Genomic DNA, 23891 nt, shown 5'->3' with positions numbered 1-23891 from the left:
TTTCTTCTAACCCTCTTTATACGCATCATCAAGCGAAGTAAAGTCCAAAAGCTTACAATTGTCCTTTAGCTTATCTTTTACCCTATCTGGGTTAATATTATCAGGGATTTCTATAACCATTTCAAAATAATCCACCGAAGAATTTAAATCACTTGATAAATTAATTGTTAATAAATTTATTTGCATTTTAGCAAGTAAAGATAAAAATTCAACCAAAATTCCCTTTTTATTTTCTAAAGTAAGAAGCATTTTGTAAGATTTTGGCGTATGAGAATCCCAAGCGATAAAAACCATATCTTTATTTTCTAACATTTTATCCGCTCTATCGCAAAGCTTATGATGCACGATAGCATTACCCGCATCCACAAAAGCCATCACCTCATCACCCCTTTTTGGATGACAGCAAATGTCAAATTCTACACTAGCGATTTTGTGATTAGAATAAAATAAAAAATGCCCGATTTTTTGCTCTTTAATCTCATATTTGTCAAACCAATATGATTTTTTGCCGTATTTTTTTAGCCCATTAACCACATCTTTGAAATAAATGCTATCTTTAGAAACCCTACGAATACGACGCATTAAATTTTCTTTTTCTATCCAAGAAATGATTCTTTCTTTTCTTTCATTAAAAACAAAACAAAGGATATTAATGGCACTAAGATAATGAATTTCACGCATTTTTTGCTTACAAAATTCTCTAATACTCGCCTTAGCTTTGCCCGTTTTTACACTATCAACCCAAGAACAACGATAAAATTTATCATTACTTGTTACCACACGCACGATGTCGCCATTTTTAAGCTCCGTTAAAAGTGGCACTTTCACGCGGTTCACATAAGCTGTTTTAGCGTGAAGTCCTACCTTAGTATGCACCTCATAAGCAAAATCAAGCACCGTAGCACCCCTTGGCAAGGTAAAAATTTCACCCTTAGGAGAATACACTGCCACATCTTCCACATATAAACTATCTTTAGCATATTCATAAAGCTCGATAGCGTTGTAATCTTCCGCATTTTCCAAATTATTTGCACTTTGCATAGAAATATCGCTAATCCAATCTAACTTGGGGGCTGCCACACTCCCCTCTTCTTTATATTTCCAGTGCGCCGCAACACCAAATTCGGCAATTTTGTGCATATCAAAAGTGCGAATTTGTGCCTCGATAATATTTTTTGTGTCAAAAATAGTCGTATGTATGGTTTGATAACCATTTTGCTTAGGCAAAGCGATATAATCTTTAAAACGCGATACAAGAGGGTTAAAATGCGTGTGTAAAATTCCAAGCCCAAGATAACAATCGCTCACTTTCTCAACCAAAATCCTCACCCCAAGCAAATCAAGAACTTCTTCGATACCAACGCCCTTTCTTTGCATTTTAAGATAAATCGAATAGCTATGCTTAATGCGTTTTTGTATCTCAAAAGTCCCCTGTCTAAAACCATTACTTAAAAACAAAATTTCAATTTTTGAGATAAATTCATTAAGTCCTAATTGCATTTGCTGGTCATTAGAATTGATATAATTAAAAATTTGCTTATATTCTTCTGGCATTAAATAACGAAAACTTAAATCTTCCAAATAATTTTTAATACTAGAAATTCCAAGCCTATGAGCGATAGGTGCATAAACAACCAAAGTTTCCTCACTGATGCGCTTTTGTTTATCCTCCCTTAATGCGTCAAGGGTTAGCATATTATGCAGCCTATCACAAAGCTTGACAATTAAAACGCCCACATCTTCGATACTTGCTAAAAGCATATTGCGAAAAGTAAGGGCGGATTTGGTTAAGGATTTTTTTGATTTAGAAGAAACAAGATTATCCTCTCTAATTTCTATTATCTTGGTAAGCCCTAAAACAAGTCTTAAAACTTCTCCACCAAACTGCTCTTTTAGCTCTTCCTCCGTGCAAGCAGTATCTTCTATCACATCGTGAAGCAAAGCGGCTAAAATTGTAGGCTTACTTTCACTTAAAAAAGCAACCAAACTAGCCACCAAAATGGGATGCACAGCATAAGGCTCTCCGCTTTTTCTAAGTTGCCCCTCGTGATGCTTAATACAAAAATCAACAGCCTTTTCTAAAATCGCATCTTTTTCACAAACGCTATATAAAAGTGCCTTAGCACCCTCTAGCTCTTTGCAATTTTTTGCATTTTCAATTAATTCTTCAAGAAATAATTCCTCATCGAGTGCTTTCAACGAAACCCTCTAAAGTAATTTTATCTTCTGCTATCTCGCAAAGTGCTATGTCGGCAAATTTAATTTTATTTTTATCCAAGCTTACCAAAGGGGTAGCTCCATTTGCAAGCTGTTCGGCTCTTTTTGCCACGACTAAAGAAAGTCTGTAGCGGTCATTTCCCATCCTTTCTAAAGCTTTTGCTGTAATTTCTTCTATTCTTTGCATATTTTCTCCTCAATTTTAATTTTGAACGATAGAGCAAAGGCTAGTATCGCCCTGTATAATTTTAAGCAAATTCCCACTTTCAAACATATTGCAAACCACTATAGGCAAAGCATTATCTTTAGCTAAAGCGATGGCTGTATCGTCCATAACCTTAATGCTATCTTTCATCGCCTCATCATAACTTAATGTGCTTAAAAATATGGCGTCATCAAATTTGTTCGGGTCTTTATCATAAACACCATTAACCTTAGTCGCTTTAATTACCATTTGCGCATCTATCTCCACAGCTCTTAAAATCGCCGTGGTATCTGTAGTAAAATAAGGATTCCCAGTGCCAGCCGCAAAAATCACCACACGCCCTTTTTCCAAGTGTCTTTGCGCTCTTCTCATAATGTAAGTTTCACAAAAAGCCTCCATTTGTATGGCACTTTGAACTCTTACATCAAGCCCATAACTCTCCAAAGCCTCTTGTATCGCAATCGCATTAATCACAGTGGCTAACATCCCCATATGGTCTCCGCTTGTGCGTTTTATAAGTCCGCCCTTAGCAGCCAAAGCACCCCGCATAATGTTGCCCCCACCTATCACTATGCCAACTTGTATATCATTTAAAATTAATTCTTTTATCTCACAAGCGATAAATTTAAGCACAGAATCCTCAATCCCAAAGCCCGTTTCTCCAGCCAAAGCCTCGCCTGAAAATTTAACCAACACCCTCTTTTTACTTTGCATTTGCTCTCCTTATCAATGCTTAATTATAGTGCATTTTGCTTTAAAACTAGCTAATTTAAACTAATTAACTCCAAAGGATTAATATGAAAATTCTTTTGCGTTACCTCAAAAGTCAAATCATCTTTAATTCTACCCACAACAGCCCCTTTTTTAACCTTTTTACCGACTTTAATATTAGGAGCAATTTTATCCAAATGTGCGTAAATGGTATGAATTCCATTATCGTGTTCGACAATCACCACCTTTTGAAGCATAATTGTGTTTTTCGCGAAAACAACTCTGCCGTCTAAAACGCTTTTCACTGTTGCATCAGATTTTTTACTTCTTAAAACAACATTTTCATTAAAAATCTTAATATTATAAATAGGGTCGATATAATTGCCAAATTTTTGCTTGATAGTAAAAGAATCAAGCGGCGCTATGGTTTTTTTACCCGTATATCTTTTAACCGAGCTTCCCTGATAGCTCGAGCCAATTTGCCTTACTTTTTGATTATTTTTGGCAATTTTAGTGCTTTCAACCTCTTCTTTTTGCTCTTTGGCTTGCTCTTTTTTGTCGATGATTTTAAGCTCATCTAAAGTCGCTCTTAGCTCATCTTGCTGGGCTTTTAAATTCTCAAGCTTCTTGGCATAAATTCCCCTATCTGTTTTTTGTTTATCAATCTCCTTTATCTGCCTAGATTTAAGGCTTTGAAGCTCTTTTAACTGCTCATTATAGCTTTTTAAATTAAGATGAATTTTTTCAATTTGCTTTTGTTTATTCTCAATAAGCAAATTTACCCCCTCATAATCCTTAGAAAGCCTTATAATTTCTTCGCTTAATACCTTATCCAAACTTCCCAAAAGTTCAAAAGCCATAAAGCTTTCCTCACTTTCAATGTAGCCCTGTGGTATCGGCAAATCATAAGCAAAATCCTTAGCCATCAAGCTTATAAGCTTACTTTCCATTAAGGATTTAATTCTTAAAAGTTCTTTATTTTGATTATTAAGCGTATCAAGTTCTTTATTTTGAATTTTTGCACTTGATTCTAACTTGGAGGTTTGCGAAGAGAGCGTATCGATTTTCTCACTTAAAATTTTAAGGTTTTTCTCTCCGCTTAAAATATCTTGTGCCAAATCTTCAAGCTTCTTGCTAAGCTGTTGTTGAATTCGCTCATTTTCCTTTAAATCTTTTGTTTTTTCATCAATGGTATTAGCCAAAAGTAAGGTTGAAAAAAGACAAAAAAGGAAAAATTTCCTCATTTTTTCACCTTAAACATCACAGAATTGACACAAAGCAAACAAACCGCCAAAGTTCCTAAGAAAATCAAACTCAAATGCAAAGCAAAATTAATTTTAGGCAAACTAATATCCACAGCCTTTAAGCTATCTTGTATAAAAGAAAAATGGTAAATTTGCGTAAAAAAGAGTAATAAAATCACAAAGGCAATCAAACAATCCACAATCACAATCTTATAAAGCATAAAAGAGCGAAACCAAAAAGGCGCACCAAAAAGACACATTATCTCCACTCTTTGCGTATGCTCATAAAGCCAAATTCGCATTTGCTTTAAGAAGAGTATGAAGCTTAGTAAGATAATGATAAAGAGAAAAAACCAAAAAATAAATTTCATCAAAACAAGAAGAGAATAAACTTTATTATGCGTTTTAGCAAAGGTTTCAACCTTGCTGATTCCATTAATGCTTAAAAGCTGATTTTCCATATCTTTTAACTCACTCTGGGTCGGCAAATAATCAAGCTTAATACTATAAAATTTTGGCAAAGAATCGCGTAAAAGCTTTAAATTCTTATCCGAAATATCATTTTTAAGCCGCTCAATCAAATCTTTTGGGTCCAAAAGCTCAAATGATACAAAACTACTCACTTTCGTTTTAAGTATATTTTCATCAAGGCTTACACGACTTGTTACGATGATATTATAATCTTTATTGACGATTTTTTCATAGTGGTTAAGCGTTGCATTAGAAAATAAAATAAACTCAAAAGCAAACATCATAAAAAGCAAGGGTAAAATTAAAGATAGGTGTGTTCTAAAAAATTTCATTCATTTTTCCATTTTCTATATTAAATCTTCTATAATTAAGTCTCAAATTACTAGGAATTCGGTGCGTTACAACAACCACACAAGTGCCTAAAAGCTCCCTTGCAGACTTTAAAAGAGTCCAAATAATATCCGAGGAATACTCGTCCAAATTTCCCGTTGGCTCATCGCAAAGTAAAAGTTTTGGATTATGAGCTAAAGCTCTTGCCATAGCGACTCTTTGCTGTTCTCCACCCGAAAGCTGATCTGGCTTTTTATCTGCTTTAAAGGTCAAATTCACATGTTTTAAAAGTTTGGCAGCTTGCTCTTGGCAAATCTTTTTAGAATAGCCCTTTATCATCAAAGGGAGCATTACATTTTTCTCTATGCTGTATTCTTGTATAAGCTTATAGTCTTGAAAGATAATACCTATCCTTTGACGCAATTTTAAAAGCTCCAAATTCCCTATTTTTTTCATACTTGCCCCACACACCTCAAGCTGTCCTGAAAGTAGCTCCAAATCTCCATAAAAAGATTTTAAAAGTGTGCTTTTACCACTCCCACTTTTACCGGTAATAAAAATAAAATCATCATTTTTAAAGGCAAAACTCACTTCTTTTAACACCAATTCATCATAACCCAAAGAAAGCTTCTTCGCCTCAATAAGATTTGCCATTTTCCACCTTTTCTTTCTCTATAATTTTGCTTTATTTTGACTTAAAACTTAAGAAAATTCTTTCAAAATTTGCTTTAACTCCCCTAAAGCTTTTAAATTTTCCCTTGTTTTTAGAGGATTTTTAAGAAGAAATTTAAGCCTTTCTCCAAACAAAATATAAGCGTGTGAGGGAGCGTTAAATGCCCCAAAAGCACATTTTAAAACAAAGCCTTTTTCACTTTGATAAAGATTTCTAAAGCTTAAAAAATAATCTTTCCTCTTCATACTCTTCTTTTCAAACTGCCCCCAAAAAGCCTCTACGCCTTTTTTACTCAAATACAAATCCTCAAAATCAAAATCCTGCGTTTCATCCTCTTTAATCTCATCTAAATTCCAAACTACCAAATCATAAATATCTTTTTCTTGCCTCTTCCATCTATCCTCATATTTGCTTGAAATCTCTAAATTTTCGTTTTTTTTCAACAAAAATTGCGGTTTAGAAAAATTTAAAAATTCTTTTAGGGCAAAATCAAAATACTCATAGCTATCCGTTCTAAGCTCAAATTCACCCTTTAAAACCCTCGCGCATTCTTTACAAAACGCCTCACCAATCACACGCCGATGTGCCTTATCTTCCCAAGGCACAGGAAAATGTAAAAAAATTTTTTCAATCGATTTACGCTTTAAAATGCTTAATAAAAGCCTCGCATCACTTTGGATTAAAAGGACATTATTTAAATTTTGTGCCTTAGCAAGTTTAGCAACCTGAGTAAGAGCTGGAGTATAAATTTCCACACCAAGCATTAAAATTTCTGGATTTTGCCTCGCTTTAAAAAGTAAATGTCTGCCTGAGCCAAAACCAATTTCTATATAAATTTTTTCTTCTTTTTCAAGTCTTAGCAAAAGCTCTTCAAAATCTTTTACAATAAAAGGCGTTTGTTCCACCAAGGCGTTATTTTTTAACCCAAAAGCCTCATTTAAAATTCCCTCACAAAAATTTTCCTTAAAAATTTTCAAGGCTTTTTGCAAATAACCTATCTTAGAGGGTTTAGAATGCTTATCTGCCTTAATGATAAAAACATCTTTTTCTCTCTTTATCTGCAAAAAAAAGCTTTGTTCTAAAACCCTTGTCAAAATAAGCGTGATTTTGTCATTGTAAGCTTTGAAAAGAAAACTTACCCCATCCTTTTCAAAAGGTAGGGAAAGTTCTTTTATTGATTTAGCTTTAAAATTTGGCATTACTGTGCTGCTTTTACCTTAGATGAAGGTTGTGAGCGTTGTCCTAACTCATCTATGGAAATAACTTCATAGCTATACTCCACCCCCGCTAAAGCTTTCACATCTTTTAATCTTTTTTCTTTAATGCCTTTAAAAATAGCATTTTGTTCGCCACCATAACGCTTCACTTCGTATTCTACAGCTCTGCTATCATTATCCACCCATTCTAGTATTATACCCTCACTTGTGCTTTGTGCCAAGATAATGCTAGGACTTGCAGGAAGTCCTAAGGTTTTTCCCTCGACACTATTTTGAGGCATAGGACTTTCTAAACCATCTTTATCAACCATAGTTATCTTGTAACGCTTACTTTCTCCTGCACCTTGCACGATATCCTCGTAAGTATTTTTATCTGTCTTTGCCAAAAGTGTGAAAGGTAAAAAGCTCGAACTTGTCGCATAAATTTTAAAATAAGAAAAGTCCTCATACGCTGGTGCGTCCCAGCTTAATACAATCTTTCCATTTAAATCATTACTTGCACTCAAATGTGCCACTTCAGGTGGCAAAGCCTTACTGACAGAATTTAACACCTCACTTGGCTCACTTTTAACATCATCAAAAGTAAGGGCGATAATTCTGTATTGAAAATTTTGATTTGGCTTTAAATCTTCATCGATAAATTCGGCACTCAAGCGATTTTTTACCTCGCCGATTTTTTCAAATTCCTTATCCTCTACCCTTTTTCTCTCAATGATATAGGCATTAACCCTTAAATCCGTATGCGGACGCCAAATGAGTTTAATGCGTTTGGGTAAATTTGTAATCGCTTGCACAAAAGCTAAAGGTTCTAAACGCGGCTGGGTTGAAATCTCTATCATCTGCCCATCTTCTGAAAAATGTCCTTGCTCATTAAAAGTTTTCATCATATAACGATACTTCGTTCCACTTTCTAACTTCGTATCGACATAATGCGTTTGAAATTTATCCTTAATAGTCGCAACAAGCTTCATTTGCGGCTCTTTCTCACTTGAGCGATAAAGATAAAAGCCTTGAATATTCTCACCATACAAAGGCTCCCATTCAAAAGCGACATTACTTATATCACTCATACTTTTAAGACTTTGCACCTTTGGCAAACTCTCATTTAATTGCGTTTGCTTCGGTGTAGTAAGCTCTGCCACACTACAAGCATTAAATAAAAGAGTCAAACCCGCCAAGCAAAGACTCAAGTGAAATTTTCTCATCATTTTCTCCTATCAAAAGTTTTGTTTCTAAAAGTCCTTTAAAATCCTCCATTAAAGGAGCTTTAACAAAAATCAGCTCATCAGTTTTTGGATGCTTAAAATACACAAAATAAGCGTGCAACATCACTCTACAAGCCTCATTTCCCTTATAACCATAAAGCGTATCGCCTAAAATATGGCGATTAATACTTGCTAAATGCGCTCTTATTTGGTGCGTTCTACCGCTAAAAAGCTTAGCGGCAATCAAATTTACATCCTTAGCACCTACCAAATTCATAAAAGCACTTTTAGCCTCTTTCGCCTTAATTTTTGGATTAAAACTACTCTCATCAAGAGCAATTTTTTTAATGCGATTTTGCATACTTCTTGCTAAGGCTTTATTGATAATTATTTTATCCTCTTTTAGTGGCAAATCAATTAACGCAAGGTAAATTCGACCCAAGCTTTTATCCTGAAGTTGAACGCTTAATTTTTGATGAGAAAAATTATTTTTAGCGATGATTATCGCCCCACTAGTTTCCTTATCTAACCTATGCACAAGACCAGCACGAAGCTCTCCGGCTAAATTTGAAAGTGTATAATTTTGACTCAAAAGCCAATCCACCAAAGTTGCTTCTTTTACACTGCTTGCTCCGTGAACGACTAAATTTTGCGGCTTGTTTAAAACCAACACATCCTCATCTTCAAAAAGCACCTTCACATCAAAATCAACTTGATATTGTGCTGACACTTCCTTTTTTGGTAAAGTTTTAAGAGTGATGATATCGCCGCATTTAAGCTTAAAAGAATTTTTGTTTTGGGCTTTATCATTGACTAAAACAGCATTGTTTTCTATAAGCAAACTAACTTGCGAGCGACTTTGATTAAGAATTTTGGCGAGTTTTACATCAAGCCTTAAATCCTCATCAACCAAAAAAGTTTGCATTTTATCCTCGCCTTTCCCTAAAGGTTTAAAATTCTAGCGTATAATTGCGTATTTTATCACAAAAGGCAAATTTTGTTTAAACTCGACAGAAGAATACTTACACATTTTGACTACATACAGCCCGTTCTCATTTTGCCCATCATCTCACTCTCTTTTTTTCTTATCTATGAGGCAAGCGCGAGATTAGCAGAGAAGCAATTTATCTATATTTGTGTGGGTTTTTTGGTTTTTTCCCTCTTTTTTCTTTTGCCTCTTAGAAGATTTATTTGGTTGATTCCTATGCTTTACTGGATTAATATCGCCTTACTTTTAAGCGTAGATTTATTTGGCGTTGAAAATTTGGGAGCGAAAAGATGGCTTGCCATTCCTTTCACTTCTTTCACCATCCAGCCATCTGAACTTTTTAAACCCGCATTTATCTTAATGTTAGCTTATTTAATTTACCAAAATCCTCCACCAAAAGAAGGTTATGGATTAAAAGACTTTATTAAACTAAGCTTTTTCATACTTCTGCCTTTTCTTCTCATCACCCAAGAACCGGATTTAGGCACGGCTAGCGTGCTTCTAATCGTAGGCTTTGGAGCGCTTTTTATCATAGGGGTGAATTACAAAATTTGGCTTAGCATTTTTTTAGCCATAGCCCTTGCCTCACCACTGATTTACACGCATTTTTTAAAACCTTATCAAAAGCAAAGAATTCACGATTTTCTATCCGAAAAACCAAGCCATCAAGTCGCACAATCTATCATCGCCATAGGTAGCGGAGGGCTTAGTGGCAAGGTGGAAGATGAAGCAACGCAAACGCATTCTAAATTTTTACCAATTTCGACAAGCGATTTTATCTTCGCTTATGTAGTAGAGAGATTTGGTTTTTTTGGTGCTTTATTTTTAGTACTTTTATATGCCCTACTCATCTTTCATTTACTGAGTTTAAATTACAAATTTAAAGAAGACTATTTTACGCGGGTTGTGATAAATTGCGTCGCTTTATTTATCTTTATCTATACAGCTGTTAATATCTCTATGACCGTGGGCTTTGCGCCTGTGGTTGGCATACCTATGCCTTTTTTTAGCTATGGGGGTAGTTCTTTTACAACCTTTATGGTGTTTTTTGGCATTTTACAGCACTTAATCACTTTTAGATTTTTTTGGACGGACAAAAATTAAGCAATTTTAAGAAAATAAATTTCTTTTAAGAAAATTAAGCTATAATTTCGGCTTTAAAATAAGCCAGTGGATTCATAGCTCAGCTGGTTAGAGCAACCGGCTCATAACCGGTTGGTCGCAGGTTCGAGTCCTGCTGAATCCACCATTTACTCTATCTTCACAATCAAATTTCATCTCTTAACAAAATATTAATCAATTCACATTATAATAAATAGAATTTTTACAAAGAAAGGTAAAAACGATGAAAGTTTTAATGATTGAAGACGACTCAGATTTTGCCCAACTACTTTCTGAATATCTAGTGCAGTTTAATATTAACATTACAAATTATGAATCTCCAAAAAATGCTTTAGCTAATGGACTTGACGGATATGATTGCCTTATTTTAGACCTTACTTTACCGAGCATTGATGGGCTTGAAGTCTGCAAAGAAATAAGAACAAAAAGCCATATCCCCATCATCATCTCCTCCGCAAGAGGCGATTTGAGCGATAAGGTTGTAGGACTTCAAATTGGAGCAGATGACTACCTGCCAAAGCCTTATGACCCTAAAGAAATGTATGCAAGAATTATAAGCTTGGTGCGTCGTAGCAAGAGGATAGAAGAAAATGTGAAAGAAAACATCAACTCCGATTTTAAAGTTGATAAAAGAAGACACGAAATTTCTTGCAATGGACGCCCACTCACCCTAACCCCAGCAGAATATGAAATTTTAGAATACCTCATCTCACAGCACGGACTTTCCATCTCGAGGGAACAGCTTGTTAGCCATTGTAAAAGCTTAAGAGATAGAGACTCTAAAAGCCTTGATGTTATCATAGGACGCTTAAGAACTAAGATTGGCGATAACTCAAGGTCGCCAAAATATATCTTCTCCGTCAGGGGTATAGGGTATAAGCTCGTAGGATGATACAAACTTACACCATACGCTCCAAACTCATAGGTTTGTTTATCCTTACTTTCATTATGGTGTGTGTTCTTTTTATCGTGCTTTTGCAAATAGAAAAAAATGCTCATAATGAGAAAATTGGCATTAAGCAAGAAGAGCTTATTACAATTCTCTCCGCAAGTGAAAAAAGTAACCATTTTAATAACGAATTTAAAAAAGATCTTGAAAATATGGGTTTTAAAGAATTAAAACAAAACGACCTTGCTCTAACCATACACCAGGAGGGCAGAAAACTTTTTGAGGCTAAGGAACAAGATTGCACCTTTTCTTCCTTGCTTTATCGCCATAATATCTATCTTAGTATCGTTTGCAAACACTTTGATGGAATTTTTAAGCAAAAAGATAATGATAGGGTTTATGGGCTTTTGCTAACAAGTTTTTTCTTCTTTTCTTTTTTACTCATCTTTATGTATTTTTCTGTGTTAAATTCGCTAAAACCTTTCAAAAAACTCAAAAATGAAATTATTAAGATAAATAGCGGACAAACGCCAGATTTTAAAAACTATTCTAAAGACGAGATAGGAATGATAGCTTTAGAATTTGACAAAGCTTATTGTAGAAATCAAGACCTTATCCACTCAAGGCAACTTTTTTTAAGAACCATTATGCACGAGCTTAAAACGCCTATCGGTAAGGGTAGAATTATCTCAGAAATGACCAAAGATGAAAAGCAAAAAGAACGCCTCATCGACATTTTTAAAAGAATGAATAATCTCATCAACGAATTTGCCAAAATAGAAAATCTTTTTTCCAAAAATTACAATCTTATCCTCGAAAATCATAATTTTAGCACCTTTTTAAATGAAGCCCGCAATTCTCTTTTAAGAGACGATTTTGACAAGGTGATAAAAATCAACTTGCACGATGACCCTATCATCAATGCAGACATAGAAATTTTTTCCCTTATCATTAAAAATCTTCTTGATAACGCCCTTAAATATTCCACAAACAACACTTGTGAGCTTGAATGCTTTCATAATTATTTCGTCATTAAAAATCACGGACAAACCCTCGAACACCCTTTAGAATTTTACCTCAAAGCCTTTACGCGTGATAAAAATACAAAAGACAAAGAGGGTATGGGGCTTGGACTTTATATCATTTACGAAGTATGTAAATTACACAACTTTGAGTTGAAATATGAATTTAAAAACCACACCCATCATTTTAAGGTATTTTTTGGAGAAAACGATGGCTTATAAGGGTTTAGAAAAATTCAACGAACTCGTTGAAAGCTTTGCAAATCTCCCCACCATAGGCAAAAAAACAGCCATACGCCTAGCCCTATACATTTGTATGCAAAATCCTTTAGAAGGAATGAAACTTTCTCACAACATAGAAAATGCTTTAAGGTTTATCAAAAGCTGCAAACAATGTGGAGCTTTGAGCGAAAATGAGCTTTGCGAAATTTGCACGGACAGCCAAAGAGATGAAAGTCTTATTTGCCTTGTGGAAAATGCTAAGGATATTTTAATTTTAGAAGAAAGCGGAGGGTATAACGGCTTTTATTTTGTGTTAAATGAATTAAGCGAAGAAAAGCTAAACAAACTAAAAGTTATGATAGAGAAGCTAAAAAGCGAAGAGCTTATTTTCGCATTTACCCACAGCGTTCATTCTGACGCAACGATTTTTTTCATAGAAGAAAATTTAAAACACTTAGAACTTAAATTTAGCAAGATAGCACAAGGGATTCCAAGTGGGGTTAATTTGGAAAATGTTGATTTCATCTCTTTGCATCGTGCTATGAATTTCCGCACCAAAATCAACTAGATTTTTGTATCAAAAAGCGTAAAGTCGGTCCATCTTGGTCGATTTGAAGCACCTTACATCCTCTACTTTTTACATCATTTGGGATAGAATGGATACTTTGCGGACAATCGCAAAGCACCTCTAAAATTTCCCCACTTTTAAGTTCTTTTAAAGCATCTAAGGTTGCAATGGCAGGATAAGGACAAGCCTCCCCCTCCAAATTTAAACTATAATCTATCTTCATAATACCTCCTTAAAAAAGCGTCTTTTATACCATAAAATCAAAATGAAAACTAAAATGAAAAGTATAAGATTTAGTAAAAATCCTGTGAAATTTCCAAAATTAAGCAAATTGATCTTAACCCCCTCTTTCAAAACACCGGGGATAAAATCATAACTCAAAGCCAAAATCATAGTCCCAGCGATATTTGCAATGCCCACAAGCATAAAATGCGTTTGCCCCTCAAAAGCCCTATAAGTCCATCCACACTCGCAGCCCCCAGCAAACACGATACCAAAACCAAACAAAAACGCCCCCAAAGCAAGAGCGGGAGAAATTTCTATAAGTTTAGTGCCGTGTCCTTGCAAGATGAAAGCAAAGGCAATTAAAGAAGCGATTATCATCCCCACTAAAGCACCTTTTATAGCCTTATCTCTACCAAATAAAAACAAATCTCTAAAACAAGAAGTAAAGCAAATTTGCGCCCTTGCGATAATGAAGCCAAAACCAAAGCCAAATAAAAGCGCAAGAGATAATAAGCTTGGCTTATTTTTTACATTAATTTCTCCCACACTAAAATAAAACAAGGCAAGTATAAAAAACGCAAATAAAATACTTCCTAGTAAAAAATAAAATCTTGCTCTTGATTTATCAGGCTTTAAGGTGCAGTTTTGCTTATCAACTTTTACTAATTTTGCCTGTGGTTTAAAAAATTGACTATTACAAAGCTTCACGCCTACATAAATTCCCCCAACCATAAAAAGCGTAAAAACCCAAGTATGTAAAGAAAAATAAGGAAGTCCCGTAAAGAAATTTGCCAAATTACAACCAAAAGCAAGACGCGCACCAAAACCAGCCAAAGCTCCACCCACTAAAGCTTGAAACACCCTTATCCTGCTCGCTGGAAGACGCCATTTGATTTTATTTGCCCAAAGGGCGGCGATAAAACAGCCTATAAACATTCCTATAAGCATTAAGCCATCGCTTCTTGTCAGTGGAGTGCCGTTTAAATTCTGCTTTTGATAATAAGAATAAGAGCTTAAATCCACTCCAAAAAGCTCTAAAAACTCTCCTCCCCAACGAGTCATCTCTCCCGTAACAGCCCACACGCCGCCAAAAATGCCAAAATACACAGCGCTTAAAATCCCCAGTGCAACCAAAGCCCTATAATTGTCCCAAAAATTGATGAGATATTTTTGTTTGAAAGTTTGCATAAAAATCCTTTGTCGTATCAAAACTTGATAAAAATTGCGAAATTATAACAAATTTAAATCAACTCTCTATATTCGTATAAATGTCCGTGAAATTTCTTTAAATTCACACACTTAAAGCCTAATTTATCATAAGTTTTTTTTGCGACTTCATTTTGCGTTTCAACGATTAAAGAAAGTTTTTTCTGTGCTTTTTGTGCTTCTTCTTGCGCGTGTAAAATGAGCTTTTTAGCGATACCTTTACCCCTAGCCTTTTCATCGACAGCCACGCTATCTAAATAAAATTCATCTTCACATTCTTTTAAGATAGTATCTTGCTTTCCTAAAGCTTTTAAATTCATCTTTAAAGGCACATCCAAAAACTCAGCCCTAGCCCCATCATAAAAACAAATCGCACCCAAAATTTCGCCGTCTTCTTCATAAACGCAAATATTTTCATAGCTAAGCCTATTGTTTTCTTGCAAAAAAAAGTTTTCTAAAATTTCCATAGCCTCGCTATAATCCTCTTTTCCGCTTAGCTTATAAATAAAATGCTCCATCGCCAAAGCAAGTAAAAACATCGTCTTTTTTACATCTTCTTTTTGTGCTTTTCGTATCATTTTCTCTCCTTAATTTAAACCCCTTTAAAGCCTTGTTATTTTATACTTTTAACTTTAAATTAACTTAAGAAAGGACACTATGGGACGCGCATTTGAATACCGCAGAGCCTCAAAAGAAGCTAGATGGGACAAGATGAGTAAGCTTTTTCCTAAACTTGCTAAGGCGATACAAGTCGCCGCAAAAGAGGGTGGAAGCGACCCTGATATGAATCCAAAACTTCGTTCTGCCATCGCCACAGCTAAGGCTAATAATATGCCAAAAGACAACATTGACGCCGCAATCAAAAGGGCAAGCGGTAAAGATAGTGCGGAGATTAAAAGCATACATTATGAGGGCAAAGCCCCGCACGGAGCTTTGATAATGGTCGAGTGTATGAGTGATAATCCAACTAGAACCGTTGCTAATGTCAAGGCGATTTTTAACAAAAACGGCGGAGAAATGCTACAAAATGGGGCTTTAGGCTTTATGTTTGCTAGAAAGGCAGTTTTTCACTTAGAAAAATTTGAGGGCGATTTGGAGGAGCTTGAGCTTGACCTCATCGATGCAGGACTTGAAGAATTTAATCAAGACGAAGAAGAGCTTTTAATTAGCGGTGATTATACCGCTTTTGGTGAGCTGAGTAATGCTATCGAGGCTAAGGGCTTGGTGGTTAAAAAAGCGGGGCTTGAGTATGTGCCAAATTCACCTGTTAGTTTTAGCGAGGAAGAACTTGCAGATATAGAAAAACTTCTTGACAAACTAGAAGATGATGACGATGTGCAAGCTGTTTATACAAATATAGAATGAATACTTTAGAAAAAAATTTAAACGCTCTTGAAAACCAAACGCTAAAATTAGAGCTAAGAGGCATTAAGCATACGCACATTAAACCCGTCTTTGGAAAGGATAGTTTAGAACTCAACTTTTCAAATTTAGAGGGGGGGGGGGGTGATGTATCAAAATCCCTTAGTCGAGCTTAAGCAAAGCCTAGAATTTTATAACGAGCAATTTGCGTTTTATCCTGTGCTTTATTTTTACGGCTTTGGCAATGGACTTTTGTTTAAAGCCTTGCTTCAAAATCCTCATCACAAACATATCGTTGTTTTTGAAGAAAATTTAGAACTTTTATGGCTGTGCTTAAGCCTCATCGATTTTTCAAAAGAGTTAGAGGAAGAAAGGCTTATCATTTATCATCAATCAAACAATATGATTTTAAGAGAGCTTTGCACAAAAGAGCCATTTTTAACTTATGCAAAGACTTGCATTTTGCATTTGGGTGCTAAGTATTATGAAAATTTTCAGCAAGATTATGAAAGGCTTGAGCTTGATTTACAAGAAACCTTTTCTCAAGCGATGTTTAGCAAGGGGAATAACCTAGAGGACGCCTTGCAAGGTGTGGGGCATTTTATCCATAATCTTCCGCAAATTCTAAACCACCCAAGCGCGAAAGAATTTTTAAGCAAGAGACAAAATATAGCAAAAACTTCCATCATCGTAAGCACGGGACCAAGCCTCATAAAGCAACTTCCGCTTTTAAAAAAATATAGAGAAAAAGCATTAGTTTTTTGTGCGGATAGTGCTTATCCTATCTTAGCAAGGCATAACATTAAGCCTGATTTTGTTTGTATGGTAGAAAGAAGTGATTTTACTGCGGAATTTTTTAAGCACGATTTTGGGGATTTTGATGAGGGGATTTGCTTTATCCTTAAAAGTGTCGTGCATCCAAACGCTCTTAAATATATGGAGCAATACAAAAGAAACTATATTGTATTTAACGAAACCCTGCCTTTCATCAAGGCTTTTAGGCTCGATGCTTTTGCCCTGCATTATGGAGGTCCAAGCGTAGCAAATTTAGCTTTTGTGCTATCTTTATGCTTGAAAGTGCGAAATATCATCTTAATCGGACAGGATTTAAGCTATGATGAGAGTGGCTTTTCTCACCCTAAAGACTACCAACACGGGCAAAATTACGAGAGCGAAAGTAAGAAATTTAGCGTTTTAGCTTATGGTGGGGAAGGTTTTGTAGAAACAAATTTGTATTGGAACATGTTTAAACATAGCTTTGAAGCCGATATTTTAGAGGCTAAGAAATGGCTTGATATTCAAATTTTTAACGCAACTGAAGGGGGCGTGAGGATAGAAGAAACAACAGAAAAAAGCTTTAAGCAATGCTGCGAAGAACTTTTAAAAGAAGAGCTAAAAAGACCTTTTGAAAATTTAAAATCCTTAAGCCAAGTCAAACAAGACGAGCTTTTATTCAAATGCTATGCTAAAATTTATCAAAGTTTAAGTTTAAGCGAGGCATTTTTACAAGAGCTTGAAGAAAATGAAGATAAAATTCAAAAAGCCTACGAGACTTTTTCTCTTTCTAATCCTCAAACCTTCAAAGAAACGCAACAAAATTTAGTCCAGCTTATTGAAAATTGCAAAGAAAAGATAGAGAAAAATAAAAAAGACAAGGCTATTTTATTTGATGTTTTAAATCCTCTCCTAGCACAATTTGAATTTGATCTTGCTACGATTTTGGTGCAAAATGCTAAAAATATCCAAGAAAATTATCAAAAAACCCTCCTTTATGCTAACGCTCATTTAAGTTTAATCTCCCTAGCAAAACAAGGCTTAACGGAGCAAAAAGAAACGATTATCAAGCACCTAAGCCCCCTCGAAAATGCTCTAACTCATCTTAATCCTTACAAAGATAAAATAAAGGAAAAATATGCAAAAAGCACTCTTTAACGCAAATTTAAACGCCTTAAAAAATCCTCTTTTAAAACAAGAGCTTCTTAGCATAAAAGAAAGCAAATTTAAGCTCATCGTAGGCAAAAATGAACTTGATGTCAATTTGCTCGATGAGGGGGGGGGGGGGGTGATGTATCAAAATCCCTTAAGCGAATTGAAGCAGAATTTAGAGCGTTACAATGATAAATTTGCCCTTTATCCTGTGCTTTATTTTTATGGCTTTGGCAATGGGCTTTTGTTTAAAGCCTTACTTCAAAATTCTCATCACAAGCATATCGTTGTTTTTGAAAAAGAGCTTGAAATTCTTTATACCATCTTTCATCATATTGATTTTTCAAACGAGCTTATGAATCAACAAATTCTTGTTTTTGATGCCAACACTTTAAGCACGGAAGAGCTTCGATGCCTTTGTAATTTAGAGCCTTTTTTAAGCTATGCTAGAGTTTATTTTTTAGAGCTTAGTAGTCATTATTATGAAAAATTTAGCGAAGAAATTTTGAAGCTCAATCAAGCTTTATTGCAAAGCTTTTCCTATGTCATTTCTTCTCACGGAAACGACCCACTTGATGCGCTTCAAGGCATAGAGCAATTTATCTTAAATATCCCATTTCAGCTTACCCACCCAAGCCTTAAAGAATTCATTAAAAAAAGAAAAAATTTAAGTCAAAATGCCATCATCGTAAGCACGGGACCAAGCCTCATAAAGCAACTTCCGCTTTTAAAAAAATATAGAGAAAAAGCATTAGTTTTTTGTGCGGATAGTGCTTATCCTATCTTAGCAAGGCATAACATTAAGCCTGATTTTGTTTGTATGGTAGAAAGAAGTGATTTTACTGCGGAATTTTTTAAGCACGATTTTGGGGATTTTGATGAGGGGATTTGTTTTATTTTAGCCTCTTTGGTGCATCCTAATGCCCTAAGCTATCTTAAGGATAAAAATTTTATTCTTATTAATAAAACTTTAAATTTCGCGCGTTTTATGGATTTTAAGGATTATGACTTTGAACTGCCACTTTCTAATGTCGCTTGTATGTCCTACTCACTCGCCCATACACTTGAAATTCAAAATGTTATCCTTATAGGGCAGGATTTAGCCTTTGATGAAAATGGCTTTTCACACCCTAAAGAATACCAACACAATCAAGATTTTGAAAGTAGCTATACAAAAATTCCAATTCTAGCATACGGAGGCAAAACTAAAGTTTTTACTCATAAAATTTGGCTTTTGTTTAAACAAAATTTAGAAGACATCATCTTACGCTCAAATCTTACCTGCTATAACGCGACTGAGGGCGGTGCGAGGATAGAGGGGACGATAGAAAAAAGCTTTAAGGAATGCTGCGAAGAGTTCTTAAAAGAAAATTTAAATCGTCCCTTACCTCTCTTAGAAAAACCAACAAATTCAAAAGAACTTTTGCAAAAAGCAAGTGAGAAAATCACACAAGCACTAGAGCATAGCAATGATTTTCAAAATAGCCTTTTGCGGTTTTCAAATCTTATACAAGAAGAAATTTTAAGGCTTGAAAATGCTGACTTGAAAAATTTTGAATCAAATATTTTGAAGCAATTTGAAATGATGATTTTACAAAATAAAGAAAAATATTATGAATTATTTGAGCTTTTAAACCCTTACATTACCCAATTTAAACTAAATCTTGCTAGAATTTTGGTTTTAAACCCAAAAACTTTAGAGGATAAATTTAATAAAAACTTAATTTTATTGCAAGAAAATTTAAAGCTGATAGAATTTATTTTTAAAGCTTTGCAAACGCTAAATTTAAGACTAGAAAACGCCCTAAAGCCTTTGGAAAATAAACTTAAGGAATGATAATGTTAAAGGATATAGACACAAGTAAGGTTGAAGAATATAAAGGTGCAATCATTAAAACCGAAAAAGGCGACATTAAACTTAAACTTTTTGGCGATGAAGCACCTCAAACCGTGTGCAATTTTGCAAATTTAGCCAAAGAGGGCTTTTATAAGGATTTGAAATTTCACCGCGTGATAAAGAATTTTGTCATTCAAGGAGGCTGTCCGCACGGCAATGGCATAGGTGGAGCGGGCTATGAGATAAGTTGCGAGTGCGATAATCAAACGCACAAACACCTAAGAGGCACACTTTCTATGGCTCACGCAGGACGCGACACAGGCAGTTCGCAATTTTTCATCACACACAGCCCACAGCCACATTTAGACGGAGTGCATACCATTTTTGGACAAATCGACGAAAAAGATGAAGAGAGCCTTAAAGTTTTAGACTCCATTAAACAAGGAGATAAAATTTTAGACATCGAAATTTTAGATAAAATTTAATGCAAGAAATATTTAATTTTATCATCGAAACGGCGAGTGCTTGGGGCTATTTTGGCATTATTGTTTTAATGACTTTAGAAAGCTGCTTTATCCCTTTTCCAAGCGAGATTGTGATGATACCTGCTGGATATTTAGCGCACAAAGGCGAACTAAATCTTAGCCTTTGTATTTTAAGTGGAATTTTCGGCTCTATTTTGGGAGCTTTGATAAATTATTATCTTTGCTTTTTTTGGGGCAAAGGTTTTGTTTTGCGTTATGGACGATTTTTTGGCATTACTGAAGAAAAATTTGCCAAATTTGAAAACTTTTTCAATAAGCACGGCGAATTTTCCACTTTTGTTTGTCGTTTGCTTCCGGGTATCCGTCAATACATCTCTATGCCTGCTGGTTTAGCAAAAATGAAGCTCGTTAATTTCATCATTTTTACCGCTGCTGGGAGCGGAATTTGGGTTAGCATACTTGTATTTTTAGGCTATTTTTTAGGAGAAAATGAAGAGTTGATTAAAGAATATTTACATCAAATTTTGCTTTTTATTCTACTTTTTGTTTTTATCCTTAGTATTATTTATATTAAAATCAAAAAACCTTTTATTAAGGAAAATCGATGAAAAAACCACATATCCAAGCTTTAAGCAACTTTTTAACAGAATACACAAGCACAATGTTAAACTCAGGGACTTACACGGCAAGAGTTTCAAAATGTGTCGGCAGAATCGCTCAAATTTATGGCTACGAAATCAATATTAATTTTTTCCTTCATCATTTTTCTATCAACATAGTCGATAAAGAAGATAATTCCATTAGCCGCACCTACATCATCCCCAACAAACACGCACATTTAAATTTTAAGCTTATTTTGGATTTGAGTGCTTTAAGTTGGGCGATTTATGATAAAAAATACGATTTGGAAAATGCGAAAAAACTTTTTTATCAAATCAGCACTCAAAAAAAATATTCCTATGCCCTAACCTTACTGCTCGTCTCACTTGGTAATGCTGCATTTTGTAGGCTATTTGGTGGGGATTTTGGTGGTTTTTATTTAGTTTTTTTAGGCACGGTTATAGGACTTAGTCTAAGATATATTTTAACAAAAATTAAGATTGATTTAAGAGTGCAATACCTCATCTGCTCTTTTATCTCCTCGTGGATAGTTTTTCTAGGAATCGATGCAAATTTAACTAAAGAAGCTCATGTTGCCTTAGGCTCAAGCATTTTATACCTTATACCTGGCGTATTTTTTATCAACTCGATTATTGATATATTAAAAGACCACATTTTAATGGGACTTAGTCGTATCATTAGCGTGGCGATTTTAGTGTGTTGCATTGCTGTGGGCATTTATGCAACCCTTAGCATTTCTAATTATGGAATTTTACAATGAGTGCCTTACTTAATGATATGCTTTTTGCGGCTATTGCTGGATTTGGCTTTGCTTACGCTTGCAATCCCCCTTTAAAAACGCTCATTCTCTCAGCCTTTCTTGCCGCCATAGCGCACGGACTTCGTTTTGCTTTGCTTAATTATTTTCATTTTCAAACCTTGGCGATTGCGACCTTTGTTGCTTCTTTTTGTATAGGTTGTCTTGGAATTTTGTTTGCTAAAATCAGCAAAACTCCCGCCGAAATCATCGCTTTTCCAGCACTCATTCCTATGATACCGGGAATTTATGCCTACCAAGCTATTTTATATCTTTTCTCTTTTATAAGAAGTGAGGATATAAAAGCAAAAACAAATTTTTTAATAGGTTTTTTTGACCACTTTTTTACCACCCTTTCGGTAACTTTATCTTTGGCTGTTGGCGTATCTGTTACCTTACTTATCTTTTTTGAACAAAGCTTTATGATGACAAGAAATCGCAAGGAATTTAAACACATTGTTTAATAATCTATGCTTAAATAAATAAATTTTTTAAGAAAGGATAAGTATGCTTTGCCCTGTTTGCAATGTTGATTTAGTAATGAGTGATAGAAGTGGCGTAGAAATCGACTACTGCCCTAAATGTCGTGGTGTGTGGCTTGATAGAGGTGAGCTTGACAAAATCATCGAGCGTAGCACTCCAACTGAAAGAACGAGTTCTCCTTACGCAAGAAATGAATATCATCAAACTCATCATAACGATGGTTATTATAAAAAGAAAAAGAGAGAAAGCTGGATAGGGGAGCTTTTTGATTTCTAATGTTCCATTTTATCTTTTGCCCGAATTCCCATAAGGGCAAACCCTGTCCTAATGCTAAGTGCTACTAAAGCAAAAAGCTTTAGTAAGCTTTCTTCATTTTCAGCTCCTATCACTTTATTTTCATAATAAAATTTATGAAAAGATGCTGCTAAATTTTTAAGATAATCAGGAAGTTTTTGCAAAGCCCTCATCTCAAAAGCATCATTTAAAACAGCTCCCAAATTTAGTGCTTCAAAAAGTAAATTTGCACCATCAGCATTTAAATTTGACAAATCCGCTTCCAAAACATCATCAAGACTTTTTTCTGCCTTAAGAAAAATTTGCCTCACTCTAGCGTGAGCGTAATTGATATAAAATATAGGGTTTGAACCATCTTCTTTTTTAAGGTTGTCAATGTCAAATTCTAAATGCGTATCACATTTTTTACTAAGAAAAATAAATCTTAAGGCGTCGCTTCCTATCTCATCTAAAATTTCACTCATTAAAATGAAATTTCCCGCCCTTTTGCTCATTTTGTAGGGTTGATTATCTTTTAATAAAGAAACCATTTGTGCGAGGATTATTTCCAAATTTTTAGAGTCAAAACCCAAAAATTCCATAGCAGCTTTCATTCTTGGGATATATCCATGGTGGTCTGCCCCCCAGATATTAATGCACTTATCATAACCTCTACTCATCTTATCCTTATGATAAACAATATCTGCAGCCAAATAAGTCCCACGCCCATCATCACGCACGATAACGCGGTCTTTTTCATCACCCTTTAAAGAAGAGGCGAGCCAAATTTTATAATCTTTCTCATAAATACCTCCGTGAGCTTTTAGGGATTCTATTGTTGAATTTAAGGCGTTGTAATAAGATTTTTCACTCACATAATTGTCTATTTTAATATTTGCTTGTGCTAAATTTTGCTGAATTAAATCAAGCATTTTATCTTTAGCCCAAAAAGCTAAGCTTGACACATTTTCCATTGTAAAAAAATCTTTTTCAAAATGCGCAAAAGCCTCTCTTGCCAAATCATCAATATACTCACCCTTGTAAGCGTCTTGAGGATATTCAATATCTTCATTAAGACAAAGTATTTTAACCTTAGATAAAATTGAAAGACCGAGTAAATCAATTTGATTTCCAGCATCATTAACATAATACTCCGTATCAAACCTATGACCCAAATGCCTCGCAACTCTTGCCAAAGTATCACCAAAAATAGCTCCCCTTGCGTGTCCTATATGAAGAGGACCGGTAGGATTTGCACTAACATATTCAAGTAAAAAACTTTGATTTTTCGCTTCACCCTTGCAAAAATCTTCCGGATGCCTCAAAGCTTTTTTAGCAAGCGTATCTAAAAATTCCCTAGAAAGCCTGAAATTCAAATAACCATTTAATGCCTCAACCTTTTCAAAACAAAAATGATTTTCAAATTTTAAAACTAAATCTGCAGCAATCAAAGCTGGGGCTTTTTTAAGCTCCTTAGCCAAAGAAAAAGCAATCGGTGTAGCAAAATGTGCCAAAGATTTGTCTTTAGGATTTTCAAGGATAAACTCGCGTCCTAAAATTTGATAAATCTCTTTATAGACTATATTTTTCAAA

The 23891-nt window shown here is 34.8% G+C and carries 26 protein-coding genes and 1 tRNA gene; 14 read left to right on the top strand and 13 right to left on the bottom strand.

Translation table 11 applies throughout. The features are described from left to right. Positions 1–6 precede the first annotated feature (6 nt). The 9 genes from CHELV3228_RS02520 to CHELV3228_RS02480 are packed head-to-tail and all read right to left on the bottom strand — an operon-like array spanning position 7 to position 9198. Entirely contained in the window at positions 7–2199 is a 2193-nt protein-coding gene (locus tag CHELV3228_RS02520) for a RelA/SpoT family protein (protein ID WP_082199391.1), read from the bottom strand. Next, positions 2183–2404 carry a DNA-directed RNA polymerase subunit omega gene (locus tag CHELV3228_RS02515; protein ID WP_082199390.1) on the bottom strand — a complete coding sequence of 74 codons (222 nt, stop codon included), beginning with the start codon at positions 2402–2404 and terminating at the stop codon, positions 2183–2185. The genes CHELV3228_RS02520 and CHELV3228_RS02515 overlap by 17 nt, the downstream gene beginning before the upstream one ends. Positions 2405–2419: 15 nt before the next feature. Continuing rightward, entirely contained in the window at positions 2420–3136 is a 717-nt protein-coding gene (pyrH, locus tag CHELV3228_RS02510; protein WP_082199389.1) for a UMP kinase, read from the bottom strand. 50 nt (positions 3137–3186) lie between these two features. After that, the gene (locus CHELV3228_RS02505; protein ID WP_082199388.1) at positions 3187–4377 is read right to left on the bottom strand and encodes a murein hydrolase activator EnvC family protein; all 1191 of its coding nucleotides are present in this window, start codon (positions 4375–4377) and stop codon (positions 3187–3189) included. Further along, a complete protein-coding gene (locus CHELV3228_RS02500; protein ID WP_082199387.1) occupies positions 4374–5180 on the bottom strand; it encodes an FtsX-like permease family protein in 807 nt (268 codons plus the stop codon). Before CHELV3228_RS02500 ends, CHELV3228_RS02505 begins: the two co-directional genes overlap by 4 nt. Beyond that, entirely contained in the window at positions 5167–5832 is a 666-nt protein-coding gene (locus tag CHELV3228_RS02495) for a cell division ATP-binding protein FtsE (RefSeq protein ID WP_082199386.1), read from the bottom strand. Before CHELV3228_RS02495 ends, CHELV3228_RS02500 begins: the two co-directional genes overlap by 14 nt. A gap of 48 nt (positions 5833–5880) precedes the next feature. Further along, entirely contained in the window at positions 5881–7050 is a 1170-nt protein-coding gene (gene trmB / locus CHELV3228_RS02490; RefSeq protein WP_082199385.1) for a tRNA (guanosine(46)-N7)-methyltransferase TrmB, read from the bottom strand. Next, entirely contained in the window at positions 7050–8273 is a 1224-nt protein-coding gene (locus CHELV3228_RS02485; RefSeq protein ID WP_082199384.1) for a fibronectin type III domain-containing protein, read from the bottom strand. Before CHELV3228_RS02485 ends, trmB begins: the two co-directional genes overlap by 1 nt. Beyond that, complete coding sequence (locus tag CHELV3228_RS02480; RefSeq protein WP_082199383.1) at positions 8221–9198, bottom strand: RluA family pseudouridine synthase; 978 nt, start codon at positions 9196–9198, stop codon at positions 8221–8223. Before CHELV3228_RS02480 ends, CHELV3228_RS02485 begins: the two co-directional genes overlap by 53 nt. Before the next feature lie 72 nt (positions 9199–9270). Here CHELV3228_RS02480 and CHELV3228_RS02475 point away from each other — a divergent pair, with 72 nt between their 5' ends. From CHELV3228_RS02475 to recR, 5 genes are all read left to right on the top strand, one after another. Next, positions 9271–10365 (top strand): FtsW/RodA/SpoVE family cell cycle protein, encoded by a 1095-nt coding sequence (locus CHELV3228_RS02475; protein WP_082199382.1) that lies wholly within the window; start codon positions 9271–9273, stop codon positions 10363–10365. A gap of 68 nt (positions 10366–10433) precedes the next feature. After that, positions 10434–10510: transfer RNA gene (locus tag CHELV3228_RS02470), tRNA-Ile, on the top strand. Between the two features lie 96 nt (positions 10511–10606). Then, entirely contained in the window at positions 10607–11275 is a 669-nt protein-coding gene (locus tag CHELV3228_RS02465; protein ID WP_082199381.1) for a response regulator transcription factor, read from the top strand. Further along, positions 11272–12516, top strand: a complete 1245-nt coding sequence (locus CHELV3228_RS02460; RefSeq protein ID WP_082199380.1) for an ArsS family sensor histidine kinase — start codon at positions 11272–11274, stop codon at positions 12514–12516. The genes CHELV3228_RS02465 and CHELV3228_RS02460 overlap by 4 nt, the downstream gene beginning before the upstream one ends. Beyond that, entirely contained in the window at positions 12506–13084 is a 579-nt protein-coding gene (gene recR / locus CHELV3228_RS02455) for a recombination mediator RecR (RefSeq protein WP_082200731.1), read from the top strand. Before CHELV3228_RS02460 ends, recR begins: the two co-directional genes overlap by 11 nt. On the opposite strand, the gene yedF is transcribed toward recR, so the two are convergent. Genes yedF through CHELV3228_RS02440 form a run of 3 tightly spaced genes read right to left on the bottom strand, consistent with a single transcriptional unit; the run spans position 13077 to position 15093 of the window. Beyond that, positions 13077–13307, bottom strand: a complete 231-nt coding sequence (gene yedF / locus CHELV3228_RS02450; RefSeq protein ID WP_082199379.1) for a sulfurtransferase-like selenium metabolism protein YedF — start codon at positions 13305–13307, stop codon at positions 13077–13079. The genes recR and yedF overlap by 8 nt on opposite strands. Next, positions 13304–14497: a selenium metabolism membrane protein YedE/FdhT gene (yedE, locus tag CHELV3228_RS02445; protein WP_082199378.1), complete on the bottom strand. Its 1194-nt coding sequence runs from the start codon at positions 14495–14497 to the stop codon at positions 13304–13306. The genes yedF and yedE overlap by 4 nt, the downstream gene beginning before the upstream one ends. 53 nt (positions 14498–14550) lie before the next feature. Then, complete coding sequence (locus CHELV3228_RS02440; RefSeq protein WP_082199377.1) at positions 14551–15093, bottom strand: GNAT family N-acetyltransferase; 543 nt, start codon at positions 15091–15093, stop codon at positions 14551–14553. A gap of 79 nt (positions 15094–15172) precedes the next feature. Between CHELV3228_RS02440 and CHELV3228_RS02435 the strand changes: the two genes are divergently transcribed. The 9 genes from CHELV3228_RS02435 to CHELV3228_RS02400 are packed head-to-tail and all read left to right on the top strand — an operon-like array spanning position 15173 to position 22301. Beyond that, positions 15173–15880, top strand: coding sequence for a YebC/PmpR family DNA-binding transcriptional regulator (locus CHELV3228_RS02435; protein ID WP_082199376.1), 708 nt, complete (start codon positions 15173–15175; stop codon positions 15878–15880). After that, entirely contained in the window at positions 15877–16053 is a 177-nt protein-coding gene (locus CHELV3228_RS10190; RefSeq protein ID WP_167562781.1) for a hypothetical protein, read from the top strand. Before CHELV3228_RS02435 ends, CHELV3228_RS10190 begins: the two co-directional genes overlap by 4 nt. Further along, positions 16025–17809 (top strand): motility associated factor glycosyltransferase family protein, encoded by a 1785-nt coding sequence (locus CHELV3228_RS02430; protein ID WP_082199375.1) that lies wholly within the window; start codon positions 16025–16027, stop codon positions 17807–17809. Before CHELV3228_RS10190 ends, CHELV3228_RS02430 begins: the two co-directional genes overlap by 29 nt. Then, positions 17790–19640 (top strand): motility associated factor glycosyltransferase family protein, encoded by a 1851-nt coding sequence (locus tag CHELV3228_RS02425; protein WP_167562780.1) that lies wholly within the window; start codon positions 17790–17792, stop codon positions 19638–19640. The genes CHELV3228_RS02430 and CHELV3228_RS02425 overlap by 20 nt, the downstream gene beginning before the upstream one ends. Positions 19641–19642: 2 nt before the next feature. Next, the gene (locus CHELV3228_RS02420) at positions 19643–20125 is read left to right on the top strand and encodes a peptidylprolyl isomerase (RefSeq protein ID WP_082199374.1); all 483 of its coding nucleotides are present in this window, start codon (positions 19643–19645) and stop codon (positions 20123–20125) included. Next, complete coding sequence (locus tag CHELV3228_RS02415) at positions 20125–20733, top strand: DedA family protein (protein ID WP_082199373.1); 609 nt, start codon at positions 20125–20127, stop codon at positions 20731–20733. The genes CHELV3228_RS02420 and CHELV3228_RS02415 overlap by 1 nt, the downstream gene beginning before the upstream one ends. Continuing rightward, positions 20730–21506, top strand: coding sequence for a threonine/serine exporter family protein (locus CHELV3228_RS02410; protein ID WP_082199372.1), 777 nt, complete (start codon positions 20730–20732; stop codon positions 21504–21506). Before CHELV3228_RS02415 ends, CHELV3228_RS02410 begins: the two co-directional genes overlap by 4 nt. Next, on the top strand, positions 21503–22006 hold the full coding sequence (locus tag CHELV3228_RS02405; protein ID WP_082199371.1) for a threonine/serine exporter family protein: 504 nt from the start codon (positions 21503–21505) through the stop codon (positions 22004–22006). The genes CHELV3228_RS02410 and CHELV3228_RS02405 overlap by 4 nt, the downstream gene beginning before the upstream one ends. A 43-nt stretch (positions 22007–22049) precedes the next feature. Next, positions 22050–22301, top strand: a complete 252-nt coding sequence (locus CHELV3228_RS02400; RefSeq protein ID WP_082199370.1) for a TFIIB-type zinc ribbon-containing protein — start codon at positions 22050–22052, stop codon at positions 22299–22301. Here CHELV3228_RS02400 and argS read toward each other — a convergent pair. Then, on the bottom strand, positions 22298–23890 hold the full coding sequence (gene argS / locus CHELV3228_RS02395) for an arginine--tRNA ligase (RefSeq protein ID WP_082199369.1): 1593 nt from the start codon (positions 23888–23890) through the stop codon (positions 22298–22300). The two genes, CHELV3228_RS02400 and argS, sit on opposite strands and share 4 nt — an antisense overlap. Between the last annotated feature and the right edge of the window lies 1 nt (position 23891).

This window comes from Campylobacter helveticus (assembly GCF_002080395.1).
GTDB lineage: Bacteria > Campylobacterota > Campylobacteria > Campylobacterales > Campylobacteraceae > Campylobacter_D > Campylobacter_D helveticus.
The sequence above is the reverse complement of the archived record's forward strand: the minus strand, read 5'-3'. Positions and strand labels throughout refer to the sequence as shown.